Annotated in this window: 23 protein-coding genes; 20 read left to right on the top strand and 3 right to left on the bottom strand. The window is 62.5% G+C overall.

Going from position 1 to position 24,106, the window contains the following annotated elements; genetic code table 11:
• Positions 1–43 precede the first annotated feature (43 nt).
• Positions 44–1,396, top strand: coding sequence for a metalloprotease PmbA (gene pmbA, locus U0004_RS26550; RefSeq protein ID WP_034780420.1), 1,353 nt, complete (start codon positions 44–46; stop codon positions 1,394–1,396).
• 66 nt (positions 1,397–1,462) lie between these two features.
• On the opposite strand, the gene U0004_RS26545 is transcribed toward pmbA, so the two are convergent.
• A complete protein-coding gene (locus U0004_RS26545; protein ID WP_139144104.1) occupies positions 1,463–2,470 on the bottom strand; it encodes a hypothetical protein in 1,008 nt (335 codons plus the stop codon).
• 393 nt (positions 2,471–2,863) lie between these two features.
• Here U0004_RS26545 and U0004_RS26540 point away from each other — a divergent pair, with 393 nt between their 5' ends.
• Together U0004_RS26540 and U0004_RS26535 are read left to right on the top strand one after the other, a co-directional pair.
• Positions 2,864–5,275 carry a TonB-dependent receptor plug domain-containing protein gene (locus U0004_RS26540; protein WP_070254586.1) on the top strand — a complete coding sequence of 804 codons (2,412 nt, stop codon included), beginning with the start codon at positions 2,864–2,866 and terminating at the stop codon, positions 5,273–5,275.
• A gap of 11 nt (positions 5,276–5,286) precedes the next feature.
• Positions 5,287–6,612, top strand: coding sequence for an aminotransferase class V-fold PLP-dependent enzyme (locus U0004_RS26535; protein WP_070254585.1), 1,326 nt, complete (start codon positions 5,287–5,289; stop codon positions 6,610–6,612).
• Between the two features lie 51 nt (positions 6,613–6,663).
• Here U0004_RS26535 and U0004_RS26530 read toward each other — a convergent pair whose 3' ends face one another.
• The gene (locus U0004_RS26530; protein WP_070254584.1) at positions 6,664–7,788 is read right to left on the bottom strand and encodes a M14 family metallopeptidase; all 1,125 of its coding nucleotides are present in this window, start codon (positions 7,786–7,788) and stop codon (positions 6,664–6,666) included.
• Between the two features lie 141 nt (positions 7,789–7,929).
• Here U0004_RS26530 and U0004_RS26525 point away from each other — a divergent pair, with 141 nt between their 5' ends.
• A complete protein-coding gene (locus U0004_RS26525) occupies positions 7,930–8,190 on the top strand; it encodes a hypothetical protein (RefSeq protein ID WP_034780410.1) in 261 nt (86 codons plus the stop codon).
• Positions 8,191–8,301: 111 nt separating this feature from the next.
• Here the strand turns inward: U0004_RS26525 and paaX are convergent, their stop codons facing one another.
• A complete protein-coding gene (paaX, locus tag U0004_RS26520) occupies positions 8,302–9,231 on the bottom strand; it encodes a phenylacetic acid degradation operon negative regulatory protein PaaX (RefSeq protein WP_034780406.1) in 930 nt (309 codons plus the stop codon).
• 267 nt (positions 9,232–9,498) lie between these two features.
• Between paaX and paaA the strand changes: the two genes are divergently transcribed.
• From paaA to paaY, 16 genes are all read left to right on the top strand, one after another.
• Positions 9,499–10,488: a 1,2-phenylacetyl-CoA epoxidase subunit PaaA gene (paaA, locus tag U0004_RS26515; RefSeq protein ID WP_034780404.1), complete on the top strand. Its 990-nt coding sequence runs from the start codon at positions 9,499–9,501 to the stop codon at positions 10,486–10,488.
• Positions 10,489–10,516: 28 nt separating this feature from the next.
• Entirely contained in the window at positions 10,517–10,801 is a 285-nt protein-coding gene (paaB, locus tag U0004_RS26510; RefSeq protein ID WP_034746356.1) for a 1,2-phenylacetyl-CoA epoxidase subunit PaaB, read from the top strand.
• 14 nt (positions 10,802–10,815) lie between these two features.
• Positions 10,816–11,568, top strand: a complete 753-nt coding sequence (gene paaC / locus U0004_RS26505) for a 1,2-phenylacetyl-CoA epoxidase subunit PaaC (RefSeq protein WP_070254583.1) — start codon at positions 10,816–10,818, stop codon at positions 11,566–11,568.
• Positions 11,568–12,101 (top strand): 1,2-phenylacetyl-CoA epoxidase subunit PaaD, encoded by a 534-nt coding sequence (paaD, locus tag U0004_RS26500; protein ID WP_070254582.1) that lies wholly within the window; start codon positions 11,568–11,570, stop codon positions 12,099–12,101. Before paaC ends, paaD begins: the two co-directional genes overlap by 1 nt.
• A 40-nt stretch (positions 12,102–12,141) precedes the next feature.
• On the top strand, positions 12,142–13,221 hold the full coding sequence (paaE, locus tag U0004_RS26495; protein ID WP_034780398.1) for a 1,2-phenylacetyl-CoA epoxidase subunit PaaE: 1,080 nt from the start codon (positions 12,142–12,144) through the stop codon (positions 13,219–13,221).
• 50 nt (positions 13,222–13,271) lie between these two features.
• Positions 13,272–14,063, top strand: a complete 792-nt coding sequence (paaG, locus tag U0004_RS26490) for a 2-(1,2-epoxy-1,2-dihydrophenyl)acetyl-CoA isomerase PaaG (protein ID WP_034780396.1) — start codon at positions 13,272–13,274, stop codon at positions 14,061–14,063.
• A gap of 1 nt (position 14,064) precedes the next feature.
• The gene (gene paaH, locus U0004_RS26485; RefSeq protein WP_070254581.1) at positions 14,065–15,633 is read left to right on the top strand and encodes a 3-hydroxyacyl-CoA dehydrogenase PaaH; all 1,569 of its coding nucleotides are present in this window, start codon (positions 14,065–14,067) and stop codon (positions 15,631–15,633) included.
• A 10-nt stretch (positions 15,634–15,643) separates the two neighbouring features.
• Positions 15,644–16,069, top strand: coding sequence for a hydroxyphenylacetyl-CoA thioesterase PaaI (gene paaI, locus U0004_RS26480; RefSeq protein ID WP_370385414.1), 426 nt, complete (start codon positions 15,644–15,646; stop codon positions 16,067–16,069).
• Positions 16,070–16,137: 68 nt separating this feature from the next.
• Positions 16,138–17,466, top strand: coding sequence for a phenylacetate--CoA ligase PaaK (gene paaK / locus U0004_RS26475; RefSeq protein WP_070254579.1), 1,329 nt, complete (start codon positions 16,138–16,140; stop codon positions 17,464–17,466).
• Positions 17,467–17,492: 26 nt separating this feature from the next.
• Positions 17,493–18,698, top strand: coding sequence for a 3-oxoadipyl-CoA thiolase (pcaF, locus tag U0004_RS26470; RefSeq protein ID WP_070254578.1), 1,206 nt, complete (start codon positions 17,493–17,495; stop codon positions 18,696–18,698).
• 77 nt (positions 18,699–18,775) lie between these two features.
• On the top strand, positions 18,776–19,927 hold the full coding sequence (locus U0004_RS26465; protein ID WP_034780388.1) for an ABC transporter substrate-binding protein: 1,152 nt from the start codon (positions 18,776–18,778) through the stop codon (positions 19,925–19,927).
• A gap of 72 nt (positions 19,928–19,999) precedes the next feature.
• Positions 20,000–20,878 carry a branched-chain amino acid ABC transporter permease gene (locus U0004_RS26460; RefSeq protein ID WP_034780386.1) on the top strand — a complete coding sequence of 293 codons (879 nt, stop codon included), beginning with the start codon at positions 20,000–20,002 and terminating at the stop codon, positions 20,876–20,878.
• Positions 20,875–21,879, top strand: a complete 1,005-nt coding sequence (locus U0004_RS26455; protein WP_070254577.1) for a branched-chain amino acid ABC transporter permease — start codon at positions 20,875–20,877, stop codon at positions 21,877–21,879. Before U0004_RS26460 ends, U0004_RS26455 begins: the two co-directional genes overlap by 4 nt.
• A 1-nt stretch (position 21,880) precedes the next feature.
• Positions 21,881–22,636 (top strand): ABC transporter ATP-binding protein, encoded by a 756-nt coding sequence (locus U0004_RS26450; protein ID WP_070254576.1) that lies wholly within the window; start codon positions 21,881–21,883, stop codon positions 22,634–22,636.
• The gene (locus U0004_RS26445) at positions 22,636–23,367 is read left to right on the top strand and encodes an ABC transporter ATP-binding protein (RefSeq protein WP_070254575.1); all 732 of its coding nucleotides are present in this window, start codon (positions 22,636–22,638) and stop codon (positions 23,365–23,367) included. Before U0004_RS26450 ends, U0004_RS26445 begins: the two co-directional genes overlap by 1 nt.
• A gap of 102 nt (positions 23,368–23,469) precedes the next feature.
• The gene (gene paaY / locus U0004_RS26440) at positions 23,470–24,084 is read left to right on the top strand and encodes a phenylacetic acid degradation protein PaaY (protein ID WP_070254574.1); all 615 of its coding nucleotides are present in this window, start codon (positions 23,470–23,472) and stop codon (positions 24,082–24,084) included.
• Positions 24,085–24,106: the final 22 nt, after the last annotated feature.

Below are 24,106 nucleotides of genomic sequence, written 5' to 3'. Positions count from 1 at the left end.
TGCTATGATAACCTTTTTAGCGGCTTTCCGAAGAAAACAGCGCATGAACGACTCCGTATTTACCCATAGTCAAGAGCAATTGCAGCAACTAGCCCGTGATGTGTTGTCTTTTGCGCGGGAAGCGGGCGGCACCGACGCTGCCGTCGAAGTCAGCGAAGGCGGTGGCCTGTCCGTTTCTGTCCGAAAAGGCAAGATCGAAACGATCGAGCAAAACAAGGACAAGGGCATGGGCGTGACCGTGTTTGTGGGCAAGAAGCGCGGCAATGCCAGCACCTCCGATTTCTCGCCGTCCGCCCTGCGCGCCACGGTGGACGCCGCCTACAACATCGCCCGTTTCACGGCCGAGGACGATTGCGCGGGACTGGCCGACGCCGACATGCTGGAAATGGCCCCCCGCGATTTGCAACTGTTCTATCCCTGGCTCATTTCCGCCGAGGAAGCCGTCGTGCTGGCCCAGCGGGCCGAAGCGGCCGCGTTTGCCGTCGATCCGCGCATCACGAACAGCGAAGGCGCCGGTGTGCACGTGCAGCAATCGCACTTTGTGTCCGCCAATTCGCGCGGCTTCATCGGCGGCTACCCGTTTTCGCGCCACACCCTGTCCGTGGCGCCCATCGCCGGCAAGGGCGCCAAGATGCAGCGCGACGACTGGTATTCGTCCGTGCGCGACGCCTCCAAAATGTCGAGCCCGGAAGCCATCGGCCGCTACGCCGCCGAGCGCGCCCTGTCGCGCCTGAACGCGCGCAAGCTGGGCACGCGCACCTGTCCCGTGCTGTTCGAGGCGCCGCTGGCGGCCGGTTTGCTCGGTACCTACGTGCAAGCGACCTCGGGCGGCGCCCTGTACCGCAAGTCCACTTTCCTGAACGATTCCCTGGGCACGCAAGTGCTGCCGTCGCACGTGCAGATATTCGAAGACCCGCACGTGATCGGCGGCGTCGGTTCGGCCCCGTTCGATGAAGAGGGCGTGAAAACCGTCAGCCGCGACGTCGTCAAGGATGGCGTGGTGCAAGGCTATTTCCTGTCGACTTACACGGCCCGCAAGCTGGGAATGCAGACGACGGGCAACGCGGGCGGCTCGCACAATCTGTACCTGACTTCGAAGCAGACGGCAGCCAGCGACGATTTTAGTGCCATGCTGAAAAAGCTGGGCACGGGCTTGCTGGTGACGGAACTGATGGGACAAGGAACCAATTACGTGACGGGCGACTATTCGCGCGGCGCCTCCGGTTTCTGGGTGGAAAACGGCGTGATCCAGTATCCGGTGGAAGAAATCACCATCGCCGGCAACATGAAGGACATGCTGCGCAACATCGTGGCCGTGGGCGCGGACGCCTTGCGCCGCGGCACCAAGGAAACCGGCTCCATCCTCATCGAGAGCATGGTGGTGGCGGGCGGTTAAGCCCCGCCCTGACACACCCCGGCCGGCGGCATGGTTGCCGGCAGGCCGGGGGACTACCTTACCGTTCTACGTCGTTTTGACGTTGACGCACATCCACGCAATATTCGAGGCGTCCCAGGTGGCTTTCCAGTTAATTGCCGTCTGGTCCCTGCATGCTTGCTCGGATGCAAATTTGCTATCCTGGTAGCGCTGGTAGACATAGCCGTCTTGCGGACGCCATACGGCGCCGTACCAATAGTTGTTGGCATCGACGGCGGTTCCCAATTGTTCCACCGGTTTATTCAGGACCGTGTTCTTGTAGTCGATCGCGACACTGCCGTCCTCGTTGTAAAGTCGGACCCATGCGGAATTATTCTGCGTGCCGGCCGCATCGACTGGAACGCAGATCCGCGTCTTGGTCTTGGACATGCTGCCAGGCATGGCCAGGCAGAAATAGGGATTTGGCGAACCTGCCGCAACCGACCATTCCACATTGGTGGTCGTGGTGGCGCTGGGGTCGCAGTAATTCGCGTACTTCCCCGCTTTGAAACCTTCGACATACGCCGACGTTTGCACGCCCGAAAAATACGTGCCGGATGCATTGCTGAGAGCGGGCAATGCTTCGTGGCCCGTGACGGACATGCACGCTTTGTAGCCGGCATCGGCATAGCCGAGTGCCATGCCGATGGGCTGCATGTTTGCGTCCAGATGCAGTTTCCAGGTGTTCCGGTATAGCAGCTTGCCGCTGGCATTGCTGCGCAGCAGTGAAATGACTTTGACGGACGCCGCTTGTTGCGATACGCCATTGGTAATGAATGGTGCAGGCTGTCCGAATTCCTGGCTGACGATTAACATCGCCGACCCCAGATAGCCATCATTGGAGGCCAGATTCGAGATGGTCAGGTCGCTGCCCAGGAATTTCTTTAATGCATCTGCGGCATTGATGGATGCCAGCACCGGTGTCGGTGGCACCACCGGTTTAGGATCCGGATTGCTGCCATTCCCGCCGCTACCTCCGCTACCTCCGCCGCCGCAAGCGGAGAGGGTGAGCAGGCTGACGAGCGCGCACAGTATGGTTTGTTTCTTCATCTTCACAACCTAATATAGCGACAAGCATGCGTGTCGTTGCGCGGTCGCATTATAGGGAGTGTTGATTGTAGGAAATCTATCGAATTGTCTCGTTGTTGCCCCCCATTTGCCCTCTCGCTGCCACCGCATGTTTCTCTCTGCGCGCGAATGCAAACTGGCGGTCAGGGGAATGCCAGTCGCCGCCGGCCGCCGGGGCAGTGTGCATGCGGCGGCTTGGTAGTAGTGATCAGCTCGTCATACGGATGAAATATTGCCTTCGTATGATGTCGCCATCTGACGTTATCTGCGCTATTTAGATGCTTTTAATGTAAGTAAGCTGAACTTCGTGATATTTCATGCAAGATGCGAGTCTTGCCGTGACGCGTTGTTGTTGATTCAACCTGCATAGTGACCCTCTCCATGACCTACTCCCGTACCCGCATCGCCCGCGCGGTGGCCCTGTTGTGTGCCATGAACGCCCTGTTCGCCCATCCGGCCCAAGCCCATGGCGCCGCGCCCGCTGCGCCAGCTTCCGCCAGCGACGCCAGTGAAGCTCCGCAAGCCGTGATCGTGACGGGCACGCGCGGCAGCAACCGCACGCAGTTCGACACCATGGCGCCCGTGGATGTGTTCAACCGCGAAGATATCGGCGCCGTTGAATCGTCGGACTTGAACGATGTGCTGGCGCAACTCGTGCCTTCATACGTGGTGCAGCGTCTGCCGATGGCTGACGGGCAAGTGTTCGTGCGCCCCGCCACCTTGCGCGGCCTGTCGCCGGACCAGACACTGGTGCTGGTCAATGGCAAGCGTTTTCACCGCAGCGCCTTGCTCGGCGCGCGCGGCGCGCAGGCGCCGGACCTGGCGCAGATTCCCGTCTCCGCCATCAAGCGCATCGAGGTGCTGCGCGACGGCGCTTCCGCCCAGTACGGCTCCGATGCGATTGCCGGCGTGATCAATATCATTCTCGACGATACGCTCGGCACGGAGGTCTCCGTGCACCATTCGCAATATTCGGAAGGCGACGGCAAGGGCAATGAAGTGAACCTGAAGACGGGCTTTGCCTTTGGCGAGACGGGCAAGGCGACGATTTTCGGCGCGCTGGCCAAGTCCGACCCCACGTCGCGCACGCGCCAGCGGGCCGACGCGATTGCTTTTCAGAATGCGCATCCGGAACTGAAGGTACCGAATCCCGTGCAGCGCTGGGGCCAGCCGGAACTCGACAGCAAGCGCATCGGCTTCAACGCCAGCATGGCCCTGTCCGACACGACGGAACTGTACGGTTTCGGTCTGTTCAGCCGCAGTGACGGCACCTCGGATTTCAACTGGCGCAACCCGGACACCAGCACGGGCGCGTATAAAACCAGCAGCCTGTTCCCTGGCTGGGACTTGCGCAGCATCTATCCGCTGGGCTTCAGCCCCAGCTATTCGAACGAGCAGGATGATGTACAGGTGGTGGCCGGCGTGCGCGGTCATTTCAACGACCGCTTCGGCTGGGACGTGAGCGCGTCCTGGGGGCGCAACCGCATCGATTACAACCTGGCCAATTCCATCAACGCCTCGATGGGACAGGGCAGCCCGACATCGTTTTACCTGGGCCAGTTGTCGCAGGTGGAAAAGATTCTCAACGCCAACTTCAACTATGAATTGCCCGTAGCGTCCCTGCCGCAACCGGTCAACATCGCCTTCGGCGCGGAGGCGCGCAATGAAACCTATGGCGTGAAGGCGGGCGACGTGGCGTCCTGGACGGTGGGGCCGGGCGCGGCCATCGGCCTCGACGCGAATGCGAATGGCGCGCCAGGCTTCAGCGACCGCCAGGCGGGCAGCTGGGGCCAGGACAGCTATGCGGCCTATCTGGACGTGGAAGTGCCCGTCACGAAGGCCCTGAGCCTGGGCGGCGCGGCCCGCTATGAACATTTCTCGGAATTCGGCAGCACCGTCAACGGCAAGTTGTCGGCCCGCTATGCCTTGAGAGAAGACATGGCCTTGCGCGGTTCCTACTCGACAGGTTTCCGTGCGCCAACGCCGGGCCAGTCGAACACCAACAGCACGAATCAAGGCCTCGACACCAAGACCCTGCTGCTGTTTACCAGCGGCCGCCTGGCCAACAACGATCCGCTGGCCATCCTGCTGGGCGCCAAGGCATTGAAGCCGGAAAAATCGAAGAACCTGTCGCTGGGCTTTACGTGGAAGACATCGGCGGGCTTCTCCGGTTCCGTCGACGTGTATGACATCAAGGTCAGCGACCGCTTCAGCACGTCCGCCGCGTTTGCCGTGCCGGCCGGCGTGGCTAATCCGCTGCGTTACACCTCGGTCAGCTATTTCACGAATGACTTCGACACCACCACGCGCGGCATCGATATCGTCGGCAGCCACCTGAGCCGTATCGGCGACGGCAAGCTGAACCTGACCCTGGCCTACAACTACAACACGACGAAAGTCGACGACGGCAAGTCCAGCCTGGTGACGAATGCGGCCCAGCGCCAGGTCTTCGAGGAGCGCTTGCCGCGCCAGAAAGCCACCATCAGCGGCAACTATGACCTGGGCAACTGGAATACCCTGGCTCGCGTGCGCTATTACGGCGCGTGGACGGACAATTCCGGCAATGCCACGGGCGATATCTTCCAGCGTTTTGGCGCCATGCAATTCCTCGACCTGGCGGCCAGCTACAAGATCAGCGACAAGCAGTCCGTGCGCGTGGGTATCGACAACGTGCTGGACAAGTATCCTGACGAAGCAACCTTCCAGGCCAGCCGCGGTCTGATCTATTCGCGCAATGCGCCGTACGACACGGACGGGCGTAACCTGTACGTCGAGTACAAAGTGAAATTCTAAGGGAGATGACGATGAATCCACAACGCCGCGCCCTGTTGCGCGCGGGTTCGCTGGCGGCAGCGCTGCCCATGGCGGCGGGCGCAGGATCGGCTGCGGCAGCATCTGCCGCCCTGCCTTCGTCCTTGCCATCGGTGCCGGCCGGCACCACGCCGGATGCCCTGGCCAGCAACCAGGCTTACTGGCAGGCCGTGGCCGCGCAGTACGACACGACCGATGCCATCGTGCAACTCGACAATGCTTTCTGGGGTTCGATGGCCAGGCCCGTGCTGCGCCACTACGAGCAGCAGCTGGCCATGGTCAACCGCGACAATGCCTGGTATGCGCGCATGCGCTTTCCGGCCGACTTCGAGGCGGCGCGCGCGGCGGCGGCCAGGGCGCTGGGTGTGGGCATCGATGAAATCGTGCTGACGCGGGGCGCCACGGAAGCGCTGCAAGTCCTGATCGCCGGCTATAACCGCTTGCGTCCCGGCGATACGGTGCTGTACGCGGACATCGATTACGACAATATGATCACCGTCACGCGCTGGCTGCAGCAGCGGCGCGGCGCCCAAGTCGTGTCGATTGCCATGCCGGAACCGTTTACGCATGATGGCGTCATCGCCGCCTATGTTGCTGCCATGGAACGCCATCCGACCTTGAAACTGATGCTGCTCACGCACGTCAATCACCGCAACGGCATGGTCTTGCCCGTGGCCGAGATCAGCCGCCTGGCACGCGCACGGGGCATCGACGTGATCGTCGATACGGCGCACGGCTTCGGCCAGCTGGACATGACGATTCCTGACCTGCAGGCGGATTTTGCCGGCATTAACCTGCATAAATGGATAGGCGCGCCCGTCGGCGTGGGCGCTGCGTATATCAAGCGGGGCAGGGTGGCCGATATCGATCCGTACATGGGGGAACTGCGGGGAGAAAAGGCGGGCGACGATATCCGCACGCGCGTGCACACGGGCACGGTCAATTTCGCCGCTTATCTGAGCTTGCCGGTGGCGCTGGACTTGCATGCGCAGATCGGCGTGGCCAACAAGCAGGCGCGGCTGCGGCTGCTGCGCAACCGCTGGGTGGAAGCGGCGCGCGCCATCGAAGGCATCGAGGTGCTGGCGTCAGCCGATCCGCGCCTGACGAGCGCCATCGCTTCGTTCCGCCTGAAGGGCAAGACGAGCGTGGCCGACAGCTATGCGCTGTCGAAAAAGCTGGTACAGGAACACGGCATCTTTGCCGTGCCGCGCGACGGTCTCGCTTCCGGCGCTTGCGTGCGCGTGACGCCGGGCATCTTTACGCCCGAGTCGCATCTGGACCGGCTGGTGGAAGCCTTGCGCAAGGTAGCCAAGGGCTGAGAGAAAAGCGCGGCCCGCCTGCGAGGTCGGGCCGCGTGACTGCGGTAAGGCTTAAGCGCGCAAGGTGGCCAGGATCGGTTGCAATACGGCAGCGCCCAGGGCGGCGCTGCGGGCGCCGCTCCAGCCCGTTTGCGGATCGGGATCGTTGGCGTTGTCCTTGAACGGCAGTTCCAGGGTCAGCGACAGGCAGCCGAAGGCGTGGGTGATATGGGGCGAACCCATGGTCAGCACTTCCGGCGTGAACGGGCCGTCTTCATAGCCGTGTTCATCCTGGAAGTCGGGGCTGGCCACCTTGAAGTCGGCGATGAAGCGGTCTTGCTCGGCCTTTTGTGCCGGCGTGAAATTTTCCAGCGCATCGCTGCCAGCCACGAAGACGTAAGGCAAGCCTTCGTCGCCATGCACGTCGAGGAACAGGTCGCAGCCGATTTCATGCATTTTTTGTTTTACCAGGAACACTTCCGGGCTGCGCTCCATGGTCGGCGTCATCCATTCGCGGTTCAGGTTGGCGCCGGCCGCGTTGGTGCGCAGGTTGCCGTGCACGGAACCGTCCGGGTTCATGTTCGGCACCACATAGAAGACGGCGTCCTGCAGGCACTGGCGGGCAAACGGATTGGCCTGGTCCAGCAAGGCTTCGAGCATGCCTTCAACAAACCATTCGGCCATCGTTTCACCGGGATGCTGACGCGCGATGATCCAGACTTTCTTCTCTGCATCGGCGTCACCGACCACCAGCAGGTTCATGTCGCGGCCTTCGACGGTGCTACCCAGGTCGATCAAGCGTACCAGCGGCGACGCTTGCGCGCTGTCGATCAGGGCCAGGTGGCGGTCCCATGGGTATGGCTCGAAGTAGGCGTAGTACACGCTTTCTTCCTCGGGCGTGTGTTCGATAGTCATCACGGTGCCATCAAAGCTGGTGGGCACGCGGAACCAGGTTTCGCGGTCGTAGCTGGCCACGGCCTGGTAATCTTTCCAGCCGTCCGGGTAGGCTGACTTGCCTGCATTCATGAAGCGGATCGTGCATGCCTCGCCTTGTGCGCCTTGCAGGCGGAAGTAAAACCACTGCGTGATGTCGGCGTGGGAATCCTTGCGGATGTTCAGCTCGATGGATTGGGCATCGTCGGCGCGCAGCACCTCGATCGCGCCGGCATCGAATTGCTGGCTGATTTTAATGGTCATGTGTGTTCCTGATAAAAACGTATGGGTTTTGCATCGTGTGCAATGGCGCGATGATACCTGTTTTGCGGTGGTCTTTGTGCTGGCGCAAACGACGATGGACGCGCTTTGCTAACGTGATAGCTCCAATACGGGGAGAGCATCATGGATGACAACGGCAAACACATACGCGAACTGGAAAAGAAAGTCAGCGCCCTCAGCGATGCCCTGGCGCACCTGGGCAAGGGTACGACCTTGCAGGAATTGCTGCGCATCATACGTTTCCCCGGCTACACGACGCCGGCCGAATTCACCTTCAATGCCGCCATCCTCGACACCATGCTGGTGCAGGCCAATGCGCTGGAAAAGCTGGGGCAGGATTTGTTGGCGGGGGCCAAGCAGGTCGTCGCCATGAACAAGCAGTGAACGCAGTAGTGAGCAAATCCTGAACGCCTGAAAAATGGCCAGGGCAAGGCGCAGGGCCGCAGGCAGTACGAACGTACGCCCAGGCCCTGCAACGCCGCCATGGACGTTTTGTCAGGTGTTCAGTCCGCCGAAACGTTCAAAAAACCATGGCTCGACAGATGCCGCCTGCTCATCCTCGCGCCGCAGGGTGGCCAGAATATGTTCCTCTGCCGCCGCGTAGGTAAGGCGGTAGAGGTCGCGCGCCAGGGCATAGGCTTGCGTGCCCGGCCACGGCTCGGGCAGCAGTTCGACGGGCAATTGCGGGTCGTGCAACTGCACACGGCGGTAGGCGTGCGTCAGCAGTGAGCGGATGACGAACGCTTGCTCGGCATCGAACACGGGCGCTTCTTGCAGCAGGGTCAGCAGCGGCTGGAAGCTGGCGATGAATTTTTCGTAGCCAGCCATCACTTCCGACAAGTCCCAGCAGTCGCCCACCATGTCGCGCAGGGGGCGCGTGCTGACGCCCGGCAACTCTGTTGTGTGGCAAACATACAGCTTGCCCTGCACCTCGTTGCGCACGAGGATATCTTCCAGCGCCTCCGTATTGCTGGCCGGATGGCCAAAGATGCCGGGAGAGATCAAACCATAGCCCGCCCACAATAATTCCTTGCGCAGCGCCCCCCGCTCGGCAGCGCCGATGCTGCCGGCCGGCCCGATCACCAGGGTCCAGCTGCCATCCCAGTGCACGACCAGCGGTGCATAAATGCGGCGATAGGCGCGTTCGAAGCGGGCCAGCGCCTCCGGGCGTATCGTATAGGCGCTGCGGCGGCCATCGCGCTGCGAGCTGAGCCAGCCTTCCTGCGCCAGGCGGAACACGCTGGTACGCAATAAACGGTCGTTGACGCCGAATGGCGCCAGCAGTTCGATCAGGCTGCCCAGCCAGATGGCGCCGCCGCGCGGCACGATGGCGTCGCCAAAGATGGTCATCACCAGGGACTTCGAGCGCGGTGGGTCGCTTTCCAGGAAATCGGCTATCCATGCCGTGCAGCGGGTGTTCTTCATGTGGTTCCGGTCTGGCCGTGTTGCGGTCGAATCAATAAAAGCAGCAGTTTACTTGGCTGCGCGGGTAGCGCGGCAATAATTTGCCGGAAGCGCTGGTGGCGCTCTGTAGTGTTTTCTCATCAGCAATATCATACGCACAAAAAAGCTGCACAAGATACGAATTTTTAAAATGATTCATATCAAGTGTATGCAAATCGTTTTTTGTATCGTATTATCTGTTCATCGCACCGCGTTGCTGCGCAAAATCAAAGACATGGGAGACAGATCATGTACGCACAAATGGTTGAAACCGGCCTCAAGAACGTCCGTTCCCTCGACGACATGGGTCAAGAAGAGCGCGCTTTCCAGGCACGCATCGACGAAGGCATCAAGATCGAGGCCAAGGACTGGATGCCGGATGCCTACCGCAAGACCCTGATCCGCCAGATTTCGCAGCACGCGCACTCGGAAATCGTCGGCCAATTGCCCGAAGGTAACTGGGTCACGCGCGCGCCGACCCTGAAACGCAAATCGATCCTGCTGGCCAAGATCCAGGACGAAGCGGGCCACGGCCTGTACCTGTACAGCGCCGCGGAAACCCTGGGCGTGTCGCGCGACGACTTGCTGGCCGCCTTGCACTCGGGCAAAGCCAAGTATTCCAGCATCTTTAATTATCCGACCCTGTCGTGGGCCGACATGGGCGCCATCGGCTGGCTGGTCGACGGTTCCGCCATCATCAACCAGATTCCCCTTTGCCGCTGCTCGTATGGGCCGTATGCGCGCGCCATGATCCGCGTCTGCAAGGAAGAATCATTTCATGCGCGCCAGGGCTACGACATCATGATGTCGCTGTGCAAGGGTACGCCGGCGCAGAAAGCCATGGCGCAGGATGCGCTGAACCGCTGGTGGTGGCCATCGCTGATGATGTTCGGCCCGTCCGACGCCGCTTCCGTCAACAGCGCCCAATCGGCGCAATGGCGCATCAAGCTGTTCTCGAACGATGAATTGCGCCAGCGCATGGTCGACCAGACCGTGCCGCAAATCGAATACCTGGGCCTGACCGTGCCCGATCCCGACCTGAAATTCAATGCGGAAACGGGCCACTATGAATTCGGCGAGATCGACTGGTCCGAGTTCAACAATGTCCTGAAGGGCAATGGCCCATGCAACCGCGAACGCCTGCAAACGCGCGTGAAAGCGTATGAAGACGGCGAATGGTTCCGCGATGCCTTGGTCGCGTATGCAGACAAGCAAGCTGCTAACAAAGCGGCAGCGTAAATACATAAGACAGATAGGGGATAGCAACATGAGCAAAGAATGGCCTTTGTGGGAAGTTTTCATCCGCAGCCAGCACGGCCTGGCGCACAAGCATGTGGGCAGCCTGCACGCTTCCGACGCCACCATGGCGGTCAACCATGCGCGCGACGTCTACACGCGCCGCAATGAAGGCGTGAGCATCTGGGTGGTGCGCGCGGCCGATATCGTCGCCAGCAGCCCCGGCGACAAGGGCGCCCTGTTCGAGCCGTCGAACAGCAAGGTGTACCGTCATCCCACCTTCTTCCCGATGCCGGAAGAAGTCAAGAACCTGTGATGGGAGCGCCGGCAATGGATGACAAAGTTAACTACTTGCTGCGCCTGGGCGACAATGCCCTGATCCTCAGCCAGCAGCTGTCGCAGCTGTGCGGCAAGGGGCCGGCACTGGAGGAAGACATGGCGCTGACCAACGTGGCGCTGGACTTGCTGGGCCAGACGCGTCTATGGTTCAGCTATGCGGCCGAACTGGAAAACGCGGGCCGCGACGAGGACGACATCGCCTTCCTGCGCGACGCCCACGATTTCAAGAACTGCCTGCTGGTCGAACAGCCGAACGGTAACTATGCCGACACCATGATGCGCCAGTTCTTCTTCGACAGCTGGCACTACTTCCAGCTGCTGGAACTGACGAAATCGACGGATGCGCGCATCGTCGAAGTGGCGCAAAAGTCGATCAAGGAAGTGACCTATCACCTGCGCCGCAGCGGTGACCTGATCGTGCGCCTCGGCGACGGCACGGCCGACAGCCATGCCAGGACGCAGGCTGCCGCCGACAAGCTGTGGATGTACACGGGCGAGATGTTCAAGTACGACGCCGTCGACCAGGCCATGGTTGCCGCCGGCATCGCGCCGCCATCGGACGTGCTGCGCCGGGCTTTCCTGGAGCACGTGGCCGAGATCTTCGCCGAGGCGACGCTTGTCATGCCGGCGCCCGACGCCTGGATGCAAAAGGGCGGCAAGCAGGGAACGCACACGGAGCACCTGGGGTTTATCCTGGCCGAGATGCAGTTCCTGCAGCGCGCCTATCCCGGGGCGGAGTGGTAATGAACACGGCCGCTGGCGCTGCGGCGCTGGACGCCGCCCAGGTCTGGGCCTGGCTCGGCGACGTCGCGGACCCGGAAATCCCCGTCATTTCGGTGGTGGACCTGGGCATCGTGCGCGCCGTCGAAGTCACGGATGGCGACGCATGCATCGTGACGATCACGCCCACGTATTCGGGCTGCCCGGCCATGCAGGTGATCGCCGACGCCGTCACGGATGCCTTGCGCAGCCATGGGGTGGCCAAGGTGACCCTGGTGAACCAGCTGGCGCCCGCGTGGACCACGGACTGGATGAGCGAAGCGGGCAAGGCCAAGCTGAAAGGCTATGGCATCGCCCCGCCGCAGCAGCAGGTGATCGACATCAGCGGCTTGAAAGGTGGCGTCAAGCGCCAAACGATGCCAAAGCTGGACGTGATCTGCCCGAACTGCGGCTCGACGCATACGCAACTGACCAGCCAGTTCGGCTCCACGCCGTGCAAGGCCCTGTACAAGTGCCTGGCTTGCCGCGAACCGTTTGACTACTTCAAGTGCCACTAAAAAAATCAGGCACACGTTCCGAAGAAACTGGAGATGAAGCATGAGTAAATTTTATCCGCTGTGCGTAGCGAACGTGCGCAACGAAACGCGCGACACCATCGCCGTCACGTTCGACGTGCCAGCCGAGCTGCAGCAGCAGTTCCGCTTCCAGCAGGGCCAGCACCTGACCCTGCGCGCCAATATCAATGCGGAAGACGTGCGCCGCTCGTATTCCATCTGCTCGGCGGTGCAGGACGGCACCCTGCGCGTGGCCATCAAGCGCACGCCGGGCGGCGCCTTCTCCACCTGGGCGAACGATACCCTGAAAGCCGGCGCCACCATCGAGGTGATGCCGCCCATGGGCCACTTCAACGTGCCGCTCGACTGCGTCAACCGCAAGCACTACCTGGCGTTCGCGGCCGGCAGCGGCATCACGCCCATCCTCTCCATCATCAAGACCACCCTGCTGACGGAACCCTTGAGCCGCTTCACCCTGTTCTACGGTAACCGCGCCTCGTCGTCCGTCATCTTCAAGGAAGAATTGACGGACTTGAAGGACGTGTACCTGGAGCGTTTGAACCTGGTCTACGTGATGAGCCGCGAGCAGCAGGACATCGAATTGTTCAACGGCCGCATCACGCAGGAAAAATGCGAGCAATTCCTGCAGCACTGGATCAAAGTCGAAGACTACGACAACGCCTTCATCTGCGGCCCGGAAGACATGATGCTCGGTGTCTCCGCTGCCCTGCAGGCTGCCGGCATGCCCAAGCAGAATATCAAGATCGAACTGTTCGCCGCCAGCATCCCGAAAAACGCCCACAAGCCGCGCGCGCAGCTCGACGCGGGCGTGGTGCAGGAAACGGAAGTGACCGTCATTATGGATGGCAACCACACCACCTTCACGATGGACAAGGACAAGGAATCCATCCTCGACGCGGGCCTGCGCCAAGGCATCGACATGCGCTACTCGTGCAAGGGCGGCGTATGTTCGACCTGCCGCTGCAAGATCCTCGACGGCAAAGTCGAAATGGATGTCAACTACGCGCTGGAAGACTACGAAGTGGCGCGCGGCTTTGTCCTCAGCTGCCAGAGTTTTCCTCTCACAGACAAGGTCGTGGTCGACTTCGACCAGGCTGAATAAGCCGGTGCAGGGCACGGGCCCTGCCTTACCTATTACACAAGCGAGACGCCATGACCTACCAAAACATCCTCTTTACCATCGAGCAGGGCATCGCCACGCTGACCCTGAACCGTCCCGACAAACTCAATAGTTTTACGCAAGCCATGCACGAGGAAGTGCGCGACGCGATTGCGAAAGTGAACGCCGACAGTACCGTGCGCGTCTTCGTGCTGACGGGCGCGGGCCGCGGCTTTTGCGCGGGCCAGGATCTGTCCGACCGCGCCGTGGAACCCGGCTCGAAGGGCGTGGACCTGGGCGAGTCGGTGGAAAAGAACTATGCGCCGCTGGTGCTGGCCCTGAAAGCGCTGCCGATGCCCGTGATCTGCGCCGTCAACGGCGTGGCCGCCGGCGCGGGCGCCAACCTGGCGCTGGCTTGCGACATCGTCATCGCCGGCAAGTCGGCCAGCTTCGTCGAAGTGTTCTGCAAGCTGGGCCTGATCCCGGACACGGGCGGCACCTTCTTCCTGCCACGCCTGATCGGTTCCGCGCGCGCCATGGGCCTGGCCATGCTCGGTGAAAAACTGACGGCGGAAAAAGCGGAAGACTGGGGCTTGATCTGGAAATGCGTCGAGGATGCCCAACTGGCGGAAGAAACGCGCAAGCTGGCCGTGCACTTTTCCACGGCGCCGACCAAGGGCCTGGCCTACACCAAGCAGGCACTGGCCGCCAGCGGCGCCAATACCTTGCCGCAGCAGCTGGCGCTGGAAGCGCGCATGATGAGCGATCTCGGTAACAGCGACGATTACCGCGAAGGCGTTGCCGCCTTCATGGAAAAGCGCGCACCGCAATTCAAGGGACATTGATATGGCAGCTTTGGACAACAACAGTATCGTCGCCGTCATCGGCAGCGGCGCCATGGGCGCCGGCATCGCGCAGGTGGCCGCCGCCGCCGGTTACCGCGTAAAACTGTACGACACGCGCGCAGAAGCCGTCAGCAAGGCGCTGGCCGATATCGGCAAGATGTATGCGAAGCTGGCCGAGAAGGGTCGCATGACGTTTGACGAAGCTACTGCCGCCACGGCGCGCCTGCAGGCGGCCGGCAGCCTGGCCGATGTGAGCGATGCATCCCTGGTGGTGGAAGCCATCGTGGAAAACCTCGACGTCAAGCGCGGCCTGTTCGCGGAACTGGAAGCGCTGGTCGGCGACGACTGCATCCTGGCGACGAATACGTCGTCGATTTCCGTCACGGCCATCGCCGCCAAGCTGCGCCGCCCGGAACGCCTGGTCGGCATGCATTTCTTTAATCCCGTACCCCTGATGGCGCTGGTCGAAGTGATCAGTGGCCTGGCCACCAGCGAGCCAGTGGCCGCCACCGTGTATGACACGTCGATTGCCTGGGGCAAGAACCCCGTGCATGCAAAATCGACGCCCGGCTTCATCGTCAACCGTGTCGCTCGTCCGTTTTACGCGGAAGGCTGGCGCCTGCTGAACGAACAGGCGGGTGACGCCGCCACCATCGATGCCGTGCTGCGCGAAGCGGGCGGTTTCCGCATGGGGCCATTCGAGCTGATGGACCTGATCGGCCATGACGTCAATTTCTCCGTCACGCAATCCGTGTTCGGCGCCTATTTCAACGATCCGCGCTTCACGCCGTCCGTGCTGCAGCAGGAAATGGTCAACGCCGGTTTCCTCGGCCGCAAATCGGGCCGCGGTTTTTACCTGTATGGCGAAGGCGCCGTTGCCCCCGTGGCGCAGGCGGAAGGCGCGCAGGCCAAGCCAGAATTCGTCGCCCTGTCGGCCGCCATCGGTGGCGATGGCCGTGGCCACAGCGGCATCATCCACAGCCTGGTGCAGCGCCTGGAGCAGGCGGGCATCACCGTCAGCCGCCGCGTGACGCAGGAAGGCCAGGCGCACGATGAGGCGCCGGCCCTGCATTGCCATGGCGCCGCGATTTACCTGACCGATGGCCGTAGCGCCACCCAGCGCGCGCACGACAACCAGCATCCGGACACGGTGCTGTTCGACCTGGCGCTCGATTACGCCGGTGCCAGGCGCATTGCCGTGGCCCGCGCCGACCAGTGCAGCGACGCCGCCTATGCGGCCGTCGTCGGCCTGTTCCAGGCGGCCGGTTTCATCGTCACGCGCCTGGACGACGTGCCTGGCCTGGCCGTCATGCGCACTGTCGCCATGCTGGCCAACGAGGCGGCCGACGCCGTCAACCAGGGCGTGTGCACGGTGGCCGCCGTCGATATCGCCATGCAGAAGGGCGTCAATTATCCGCGTGGACCGCTGGCCTGGGCCGATGCCGTCGGCGTCCAGCACATCGTGTCGGTGCTGCACCACCTGGCGCAAGGCTATGGCGAAGACCGCTACCGGGTCTCGCCGCTGCTGCGCCGCAAACTTGCCAATGGAGATCGCTTCTATGCCGAATGAAGACCACAACATGACCGCACAAGCCCTGGCCGAAGCGGCCGCTGCCTCCATGCTGTCGCGCGATAACGCCACCGCCGCCATGGGCATCGCCCTGGCCGAAGTGGGACCCGGCCATGCGCGCATGACGATGACGGTGCGTCCAGACATGCTCAATGGCCACCAGACCTGCCATGGCGGTTTTATCTTTGCCCTGGCCGACAGCGCCTTCGCCTTTGCCTGCAACAGCTACAACATGAACACCGTGGGAGCCGGCTGCACCATCGATTACCTGGCGCCGGGCCGCGAAGGCGACGTGCTGACGGCGCACGCCGTCGAGCAGGCGCTGGCCGGCAAGAGCGGCGTCTACGACGTCAAGGTCAGCAACCAGGAAGGGCGCGCCATCGCGCTCTTCCGTGGCAAGTCGATTCGCGTGGCGGGTGAAGTCATCAGCAATTGAAGGTACGAGAGCAGGCTTGAACTGCCGGAACGAATTACATAGTTATAGAACCGAATCAGGAGACAGAGATGGTCCAGAGAACCCCAGCACCGAATGACCTCGAGCCGATCGAGCGCGCCAGCAAGGATGAACTGCAGGCGCTGCAGCTCGAACGCATGAAATGGACGCTCAAGCACGCGTATGACAACGTGCCCCATTACCGCGCCGCTTTTGACGAAGCGGGCGTGCATCCGGACGACCTGAAATCGCTGTCCGACCTGGCCAAATTCCCGTTCACCGATAAAAAAGTCTTGCGCGACAATTATCCGTTCGGCCTGTTCGCCGTGCCGCGCGAGCAGGTGGTGCGCATCCACGCGTCCAGCGGCACCACGGGCAAGGCCACGGTGGTCGGCTACACGCAGAACGACATCGATACCTGGGCCAACGTGGTGGCGCGCTCGATCCGCGCCGGCGGCGGCCGCGCGGGAGACATGGTGCATATCTCCTACGGCTATGGCCTGTTCACGGGCGGCCTGGGCGCGCATTACGGCGCCGAGCGCCTGGGTTGCACGGTCATTCCGATGTCCGGCGGGCAGACGGAAAAGCAGGTGCAACTGATCCAGGATTTCAAACCGTCGATCATCATGGTTACGCCATCGTACATGCTCAACATCATCGAGGAATTCACGCGCCAGGGTCTGGACCCGGCCGAATCGTCGCTGAAGGTGGGCATCTTCGGCGCCGAGCCGTGGACGGACGCCATGCGCTCGGAAATCGAGGCGCGTGCCGGCATCGACGCCGTCGACATCTACGGCCTGTCCGAAGTGATGGGCCCTGGCGTGGCATCCGAATGCATCGAAAGCAAGGACGGTCCCGTCATCTGGGAAGACCATTTTTACCCGGAAATCATCGATCCGGAAACGGGCGAAGTGCTGCCGGACGGCGAAGAGGGCGAGCTGGTGTTTACCTCGCTGTCGAAGGAAGCGCTGCCCATCATCCGCTACCGCACGCGCGACCTGACCCGCTTGCTGCCGCCGACATCGCGCTCGATGCGCCGCATCGGCAAGATCACCGGCCGCTCGGACGACATGCTGATCATCCGCGGCGTGAACGTCTTCCCCACGCAGATCGAAGAGCTGATCCTCAAAATGCCGAAGCTGGCGCCACAGTATCAATTGGTGGTCACGCGCGACGGCCACCTCGACAAGCTGGAAGTGGTCGCCGAGCTGCGTATCGACCTCACTGCCACCATCTCGGCCAGTGAAACGGACGCGCTGGCGCGCGAGCTGGAACACCGCATCAAGACACACGTGGGCGTGAGCACGCGCGTGCGCCTCGTGGCCGCCGCCGGCATCGAACGCACCCTGACGGGCAAGGCCCGCCGCGTGGTTGACCAGCGCCCGAAGATTTTTTCCTGATAGCTCGCCCGAACAAGGAACCAGACATGAATGACGCTTTTATCTGTGACGCCGTACGCACCCCGTTTGGCCGCTATGGCGGCGCGCTGTCCAGCGTGCGCGCGGACGACCTGGGTGCGCTGCCGATTGCCGCGCTGATCGCCCGCAACCCGTCCGTCGACTGGGCCGCCATCGACGACGTGTTCTACGGCTGCGCCAATCAGGCGGGCGAGGACAACCGCAACGTGGGCCGCATGGCTGCGCTGCTGGCCGGCTTGCCGGCGGCAGTACCCGCCAATACCATCAACCGTCTGTGCGGCTCCAGCCTGGATGCCGTCGGCATGGCTGCCCGTTCCATCAAGGCGGGCGAGGCGGAACTGATCATCGCCGGTGGCGTGGAAAGCATGACGCGCGCGCCTTTCGTGATGGGCAAGGCCGACAGCGCGTTTGCGCGCGCGGCGAAAATCGAAGACACGACCCTGGGCTGGCGTTTTGTGAACGGCAAGATGAAGGCGCAGTACGGCATCGACACCATGCCGGAAACGGCGGAAAACGTGGCCGTGGAATTTGGCATCAGCCGCGCCGACCAGGATGCGCTGGCCCAGCGCAGCCAGCAGCGCTGGGCGGCCGCCCACGCGGCAGGCGTGTTCGAGCGCGAAATCGTGCCCGTCGCCGTGCCGCAAAAAAAAGGCGAGCCGAAAATGGTGACGATGGATGAACATCCGCGTCCCGATACCTCGCTGGACATGCTGGCAAAGCTCAAGGGCGTGGTCAAGCCGGACGGCACAGTCACGGCCGGCAATGCCTCGGGCTTGAACGATGGCGCCTGCGCCATCCTGCTGGCGTCCGCCGCCGCCGTCGACAAATACAAACTGACGCCGCGCGCAAAGGTACTGGGCATGGCCACGGCCGGGCTGGCGCCGCGCATCATGGGTTTTGGTCCATCGCCCGCGTCGCGCAAGGTGCTGGCGCAAACGGGATTGAGCATTGAGCAGATGGACGTGATCGAACTCAATGAAGCGTTTGCGGCGCAGGCACTGGCGGTGACGCGCGACCTGGGGCTGGCGGACGATGCGGCCCACGTAAATCCGAATGGCGGTGCGATCGCCATCGGCCACCCGCTGGGCGCATCGGGCGCGCGCCTGGTGATGGCCGCGCTGAACCAGCTCGAACGAACGGGCGGGCGCTATGCGCTGTGCACCATGTGCATCGGCGTGGGGCAGGGTATTGCCATCGTTATTGAACGCGTATAAAAGAAAGCAGTATATAAAACAAGGTGCAAGATAGCACCACCCAATTTGACCGTAGTGCCAACCTGGTGGAGACCACAATGATTGCCAATATCTTCAAGAAAACCCTGATCGCCGGCGTGCTGGCCATGTCCGCCGTGGGCGCGTATGCGGCCGATAACATCAAGATCGGCTCCGTGCTGTCCGTCACGGGACCTGCCGCCTTCCTGGGCGACCCGGAACTGAAAACCCTGCAGCTGTATATCGAGAAGATCAACGCGGCCGGCGGCGTCCTGGGACGCAAGCTGGAACTCGTGCATTACGATGACGGCAGCGATGCCGCCAAGGCCAACGGTTTTACCAAGCGCCTGATCGAGTCCGACAAGGTCGATGTACTGATCGGCGGCACCACCACCGGCGCGACGATGGCGATGGCGCCGCTGGTGGAGCGCGCCAGCATGCCGTTCATCTCGCTGGCCGGCGCCGTGGTCATCATCGACCCGGTCAAGAAATGGGTGTTCAAGACGCCGCATACGGATCGCATGGCGGCAGAGAAGGTGTTCGAGGACATGAAGAAGCGCGGCATCAGCAAGGTGGGCCTGCTGTCGGAAACGAGCGGCTTTGGCGCTTCGGGCCGCAAGGAATCGCAAATCGTCGCCTCGAAATACGGCATCACGCTGGTGGCCGATGAAACCTACGGCCCGAAAGACACGGACATCACGGCGCAGCTCACGCGCATCAAGAATACTGCTGGCGTGCAAGCCGTCTTCGTCTTCGGCCTGGGCCAGGGCCCGGCGGTCGTGACCAAGAACTATGGCCAGCTGGGCATGGCCGCGCTGCCGTTGTACCAGTCGCATGGCGTGGCGTCCGACGAATATCTCAAATTGTCGGGCAAGGCCGCCGAAGGCGTGCGTCTGCCAACGCCAGCCCTCCTGATCGGCGCCATGCTGCCGGACAGCGATGCGCAAAAGGCTATCGTCGTCGGCTACGACAAGACGTATAAGGACCGCTACAAGATCGACCCATCGACCTTTGGCGGCTATGCGCTCGACGCCCTGAACCTGTCGGTCGACGCCATCAAGCGCGCCGGCGGCACGGACCGCGACAAAGTGCGGGCGGCGCTGGAGTCGACCAAGGGTTTTGTCGGCACGACGGGCGTCTTCAACATGTCGGCCAAAGACCACATGGGCCTGGATCTGTCGGCTTTCCGCATGGTCGAAGTGAAGAACGGCGAATGGCAATTGTCGAAATGATGTAAGCGAGAAGTACCTGCGCGGGCCGCCCTCGAAGGCGGTCCGCGCATAGCCGAACATAATGGAGACACCATGGAAGTCGCACAATTTCTACAATTTCTGTATTCCGGGATGACGGTCGGTTCCGCCTACGCGCTGGCGGCGCTGGGCTTCACCATCATCTACAACACCAGCGGCGTGATTAATTTCGCCCAGGGCGAATTCATCATGCTGGGTGGGATGCTGGCTGCCGTGATGTCGGCCGCCGGCGTGCCGCTGCCGCTGGCCATCATCCTGGCCGTCATCGCCACCGGTATCGTTGGCCTGCTGATGGAAAAAACCGTGATCGAACCGGCGCAAAATGCACAGGTCATCACGCTCCTGATCATCACCATTGGCGCCTCGCTCGTGCTGCGCGGCCTGGTGCAAATCTGGCTGGGCAAGGACACGCATTCGCTGCCAGCGTTTTCCGGCGACGCGCCGATCGAGTTCCTGGGCGCCAGCCTGCTGCCGCAAAGCCTGTGGGTGCTGGGCGTCACCGTCGTCATCGTGCTGGTGCTGGGCTGGTTCTTCGGCCGCACGCTGATGGGCAAGGCCATGCTGGCCACCTCCCACAACAAGCTGGCCGCGCAACTGGTGGGCATCAACACGCGCAAGGTGCTGCTGTTCTCGTTTGGCCTGTCGGCCCTGCTGGGCGCTGCCGGCGGCATCCTCGTTGCACCGATCACGTATACGTCTTACGACGCGGGCATCATGCTGGGCCTGAAAGGCTTTGTCGCCGCCGTCCTCGGCGGCCTGGGTGGCGGCGCGGGCGCGATTGCCGGTGGCCTGATCCTCGGCATCGCCGAAGCCATGACGGCCGGCTACATCTCGTCGGCTTATAAAGATGCCGTCCCCTTTGTGCTGATTTTATTGATCCTGTTCTTCCTGCCGCAAGGCTTGTTTGGCGCTAAAAATTCGGAGCGTGTATGAAGAGTTTCTTTGCCCGCTCACGCCACGGTGGCCTGTTGTTGCTGGCCCTGGTGCTGGCCATCCTGCCCCTGTTCCTCACCAATGCGTTCTATTATGACGTGGCGATTCGCATTGCCCTGAACGCCATCGTCGTCATCGGCCTGAACCTGCTGATGGGCTATACGGGCCAGATCAGCCTGGGCCACGCCGGTTTCTACGGCCTGGGCGCGTATGCGTCTGCCGTGCTGACCACGCACTACAGCTGGCCGCCGCTGGCCGCGCTGGCCGCAGGAGCGGTTGCCACGGGCTTGCTGGCCCTGCTGCTGGCGCGTCCCGTGCTGAAACTCAAGGGCCACACCCTGGCCATGGCGACCCTGGGCCTGGGCATCATCATTTCCATCGTCATCAACAACGAGACGCAGTGGACGGGCGGCCCTGACGGCATCGGCGTGTCCGCCTTCTCGGTCGCCGGGCTGGAAATCGCCGGCGAAAAATCGTGGTACATCCTGTGCGCCGTGCTGCTGTTGCTGGTGACGTGGCTGGCCCTGAACCTGATCGATTCGCCTGTCGGCCGCGCGCTGCAGGCCATCCACGGTTCGGAAGTGGCGGCCCGCGTGGTCGGCGTCGATACGACCCGCTTCAAGGTACGCGTGTTCGTGCTGTCGGCTGTCATTGCCAGCATCGCGGGCAGCATCAGTGCCCATTACATCGGTTTCATCACGCCCAACCTGGCGGGCTTCTTCCACTCGATCGAGCTGGTGACGATGGTGGTGGTGGGCGGCATGGCGTCGATCTTCGGCTCCATCATCGGCGCGGCCCTGCTGACTATCCTGCCGCAACTGCTGTCCAGTTTTGAAGGCTGGGAAACGGTGGTGTTTGGCGTGATCCTGATGGCCACCATGATCTTCATGCCGAAAGGCCTCGTGCCCAGCCTGGCCAGCCGGTCACGCAAACGGGCAGGAGTGCCGCAGGTACCCAAAGCCCCCGAAGGCGCGGCAAAACCACCGGCGCAGGAGGTATGAGATGCTGACGATTAACAATCTGAGCAAGAGCTTTGGCGGCGTGCACGCGGTGCAGGATGTGAGCTTTACCGTCAAGGAGGGTAATATCCACTCCGTGATCGGGCCCAATGGCGCCGGCAAGACGACCCTGTTCAACCTGATCACGGGCGTCTACACGCCGAGCAAGGGAGAAATCCTGCTCAATGGCGAGAACGTGGCCGCCATGCCGCCCGATGCGCTGGCGCGGCGCGGCATGAGCCGCACCTTCCAGAACCTGCAAGTGTGCATGAACATGACGGCTATCGACAATGTGATGGTGGGCGCGCATCTGCGCCTGAACCAGAACCTGTTCGCTTCCATGCTGCGTTTGCCGTCCGTGCGCCGCGCGGATGCGGCTTGCCGCGACGAGGCGGCGGGCCTGATGGAATTCGTCGGCGTGGGCCGGCATATCGATGACGAGGCGGGACAGATGTCGTATGGCGCCTTGAAGCGCCTGGAAATTGCCCGCGCGCTGGCGGCCAAGCCGAAAGTGCTGCTGCTCGATGAACCGGCCGCGGGCCTGAACCACACGGAAACGGGCGAGATCGAAGCGCTGATCCGCAAGGTGGCGCAATCGGGCGTGACGGTGGTGCTGGTCGAGCATGACATGAAACTGGTGATGAATCTGTCGGACCATATCCTGGTGCTCGACTATGGCAAGAAGCTGGCCGAAGGGACCGCCGCCGAAGTGCGCGCCAATCCCGACGTGGTGGCGGCATATCTGGGGGTGGCGGCATGATGACAATGGAAATACCTCAGACTCCGCTGGTGCTCGATATCGCCGGCCTGACCAGTCATTATGGCCGCATCCAGGCTTTGCACGGCATCGACCTGCAAGTGCGTCAGGGCCAGCTGGTGGCGCTGGTGGGCGCGAATGGCGCCGGCAAGACAACCCTGCTGCGGGCGATCTCCGGCGTGCAGCCGATCAGCGCCGGCAGCATCGCCTTCGCCGGCCAGGACGTCAGCCGCATGAGCGCCGACAGGCGCGTGCGCGCCGGCATCTGCCAGGTGCCGGAAGGGCGGCAAGTGTTCGGCCCCATGACGGTGGAAGACAACCTGCGCCTGGGGGCTTTTACACGCCCACCGCAGGACGTGGCCGGTGACATGGAGCGCATGTACGGCCTGTTCCCGATACTGAAGGAAAAGCGCTTGCTGCTGGCCGGGACGTTATCGGGCGGACAGCAGCAGATGCTGGCCATGGCGCGCGCGCTGATGGGCCGTCCGCAACTGCTGCTGCTCGATGAACCGAGCATGGGCCTGGCGCCGCTCCTGATCGCGGAGATATTCCGTATCGTGGCCGAGCTGCGCGACCAGGGCATCACCATCTTCCTCGTCGAGCAGAACGCGCACGCCGCCCTGTCGATCGCCGACGTGGGCTACGTGATCGAGACGGGCGCCATCACGCTGTCCGGTCCGGGGCCTGAATTGCTGCATAACGAGCAGGTGCAAAGTGCCTATCTGGGCATGTGAAAATCCGGGGTCAGACCCGTCGGGACCCGGCGTCCCCGTCTGACCCCAGCTCTACGTTGCGTTTAGAAATAGCTTGCGCAACATGTGTATTGGAAAGTGAGTATGGTCAAAGTCTACGAAATCAACGGCGTCACCCCCGTCGTCCACCCCAGCGCCTATGTGCACCCGTCGGCCGTGCTGATCGGTGACGTGATCATCGGTCCGCGCTGCTATATCGGTCCGCTGGCCTCGATCCGCGGCGACTTCGGCCGCCTGATCCTGGAGGAGGGCGCGAACCTGCAGGACACCTGCGTCATGCACGGCTTCCCCGGCTGCGACACGGTGGTCGAAGTCGACGGCCATGTCGGCCATGGTGCCGTGCTGCATGGCTGCCGCATCGGCCGCAATGCGCTCGTCGGCATGAACGCCGTGGTGATGGATAACGCCGTCATCGGCGAGGAATCCATCGTCGCGGCCATGAGTTTTGTGAAGGCGGGCATGATCGTCACGCCGCGCAGCATGGTGGTGGGCACGCCGGCCAAGATCATCCGCGCGCTGACCGACGATGAAATCAAATGGAAAAGCTCGGGCACGGGCCAATATCACGAACTGGCCGTGCGTTCCATGCAGACGATGCGCGAGGTGGAGGCCCTGACGGAAGTCGAGGCCGGCCGCCAGCGCCTGAATTTCGAATCCGCCTTGCCGCTGCATTTGCACAAGAACGCAGCAGCGCAGTAAGCACGCAGTAAACCAACATAGG

This window comes from Janthinobacterium lividum (genome assembly GCF_034424625.1).
Lineage (GTDB): Bacteria > Pseudomonadota > Gammaproteobacteria > Burkholderiales > Burkholderiaceae_D > Janthinobacterium > Janthinobacterium lividum.
This window is presented reverse-complemented; position numbering and strand designations above follow the sequence as displayed.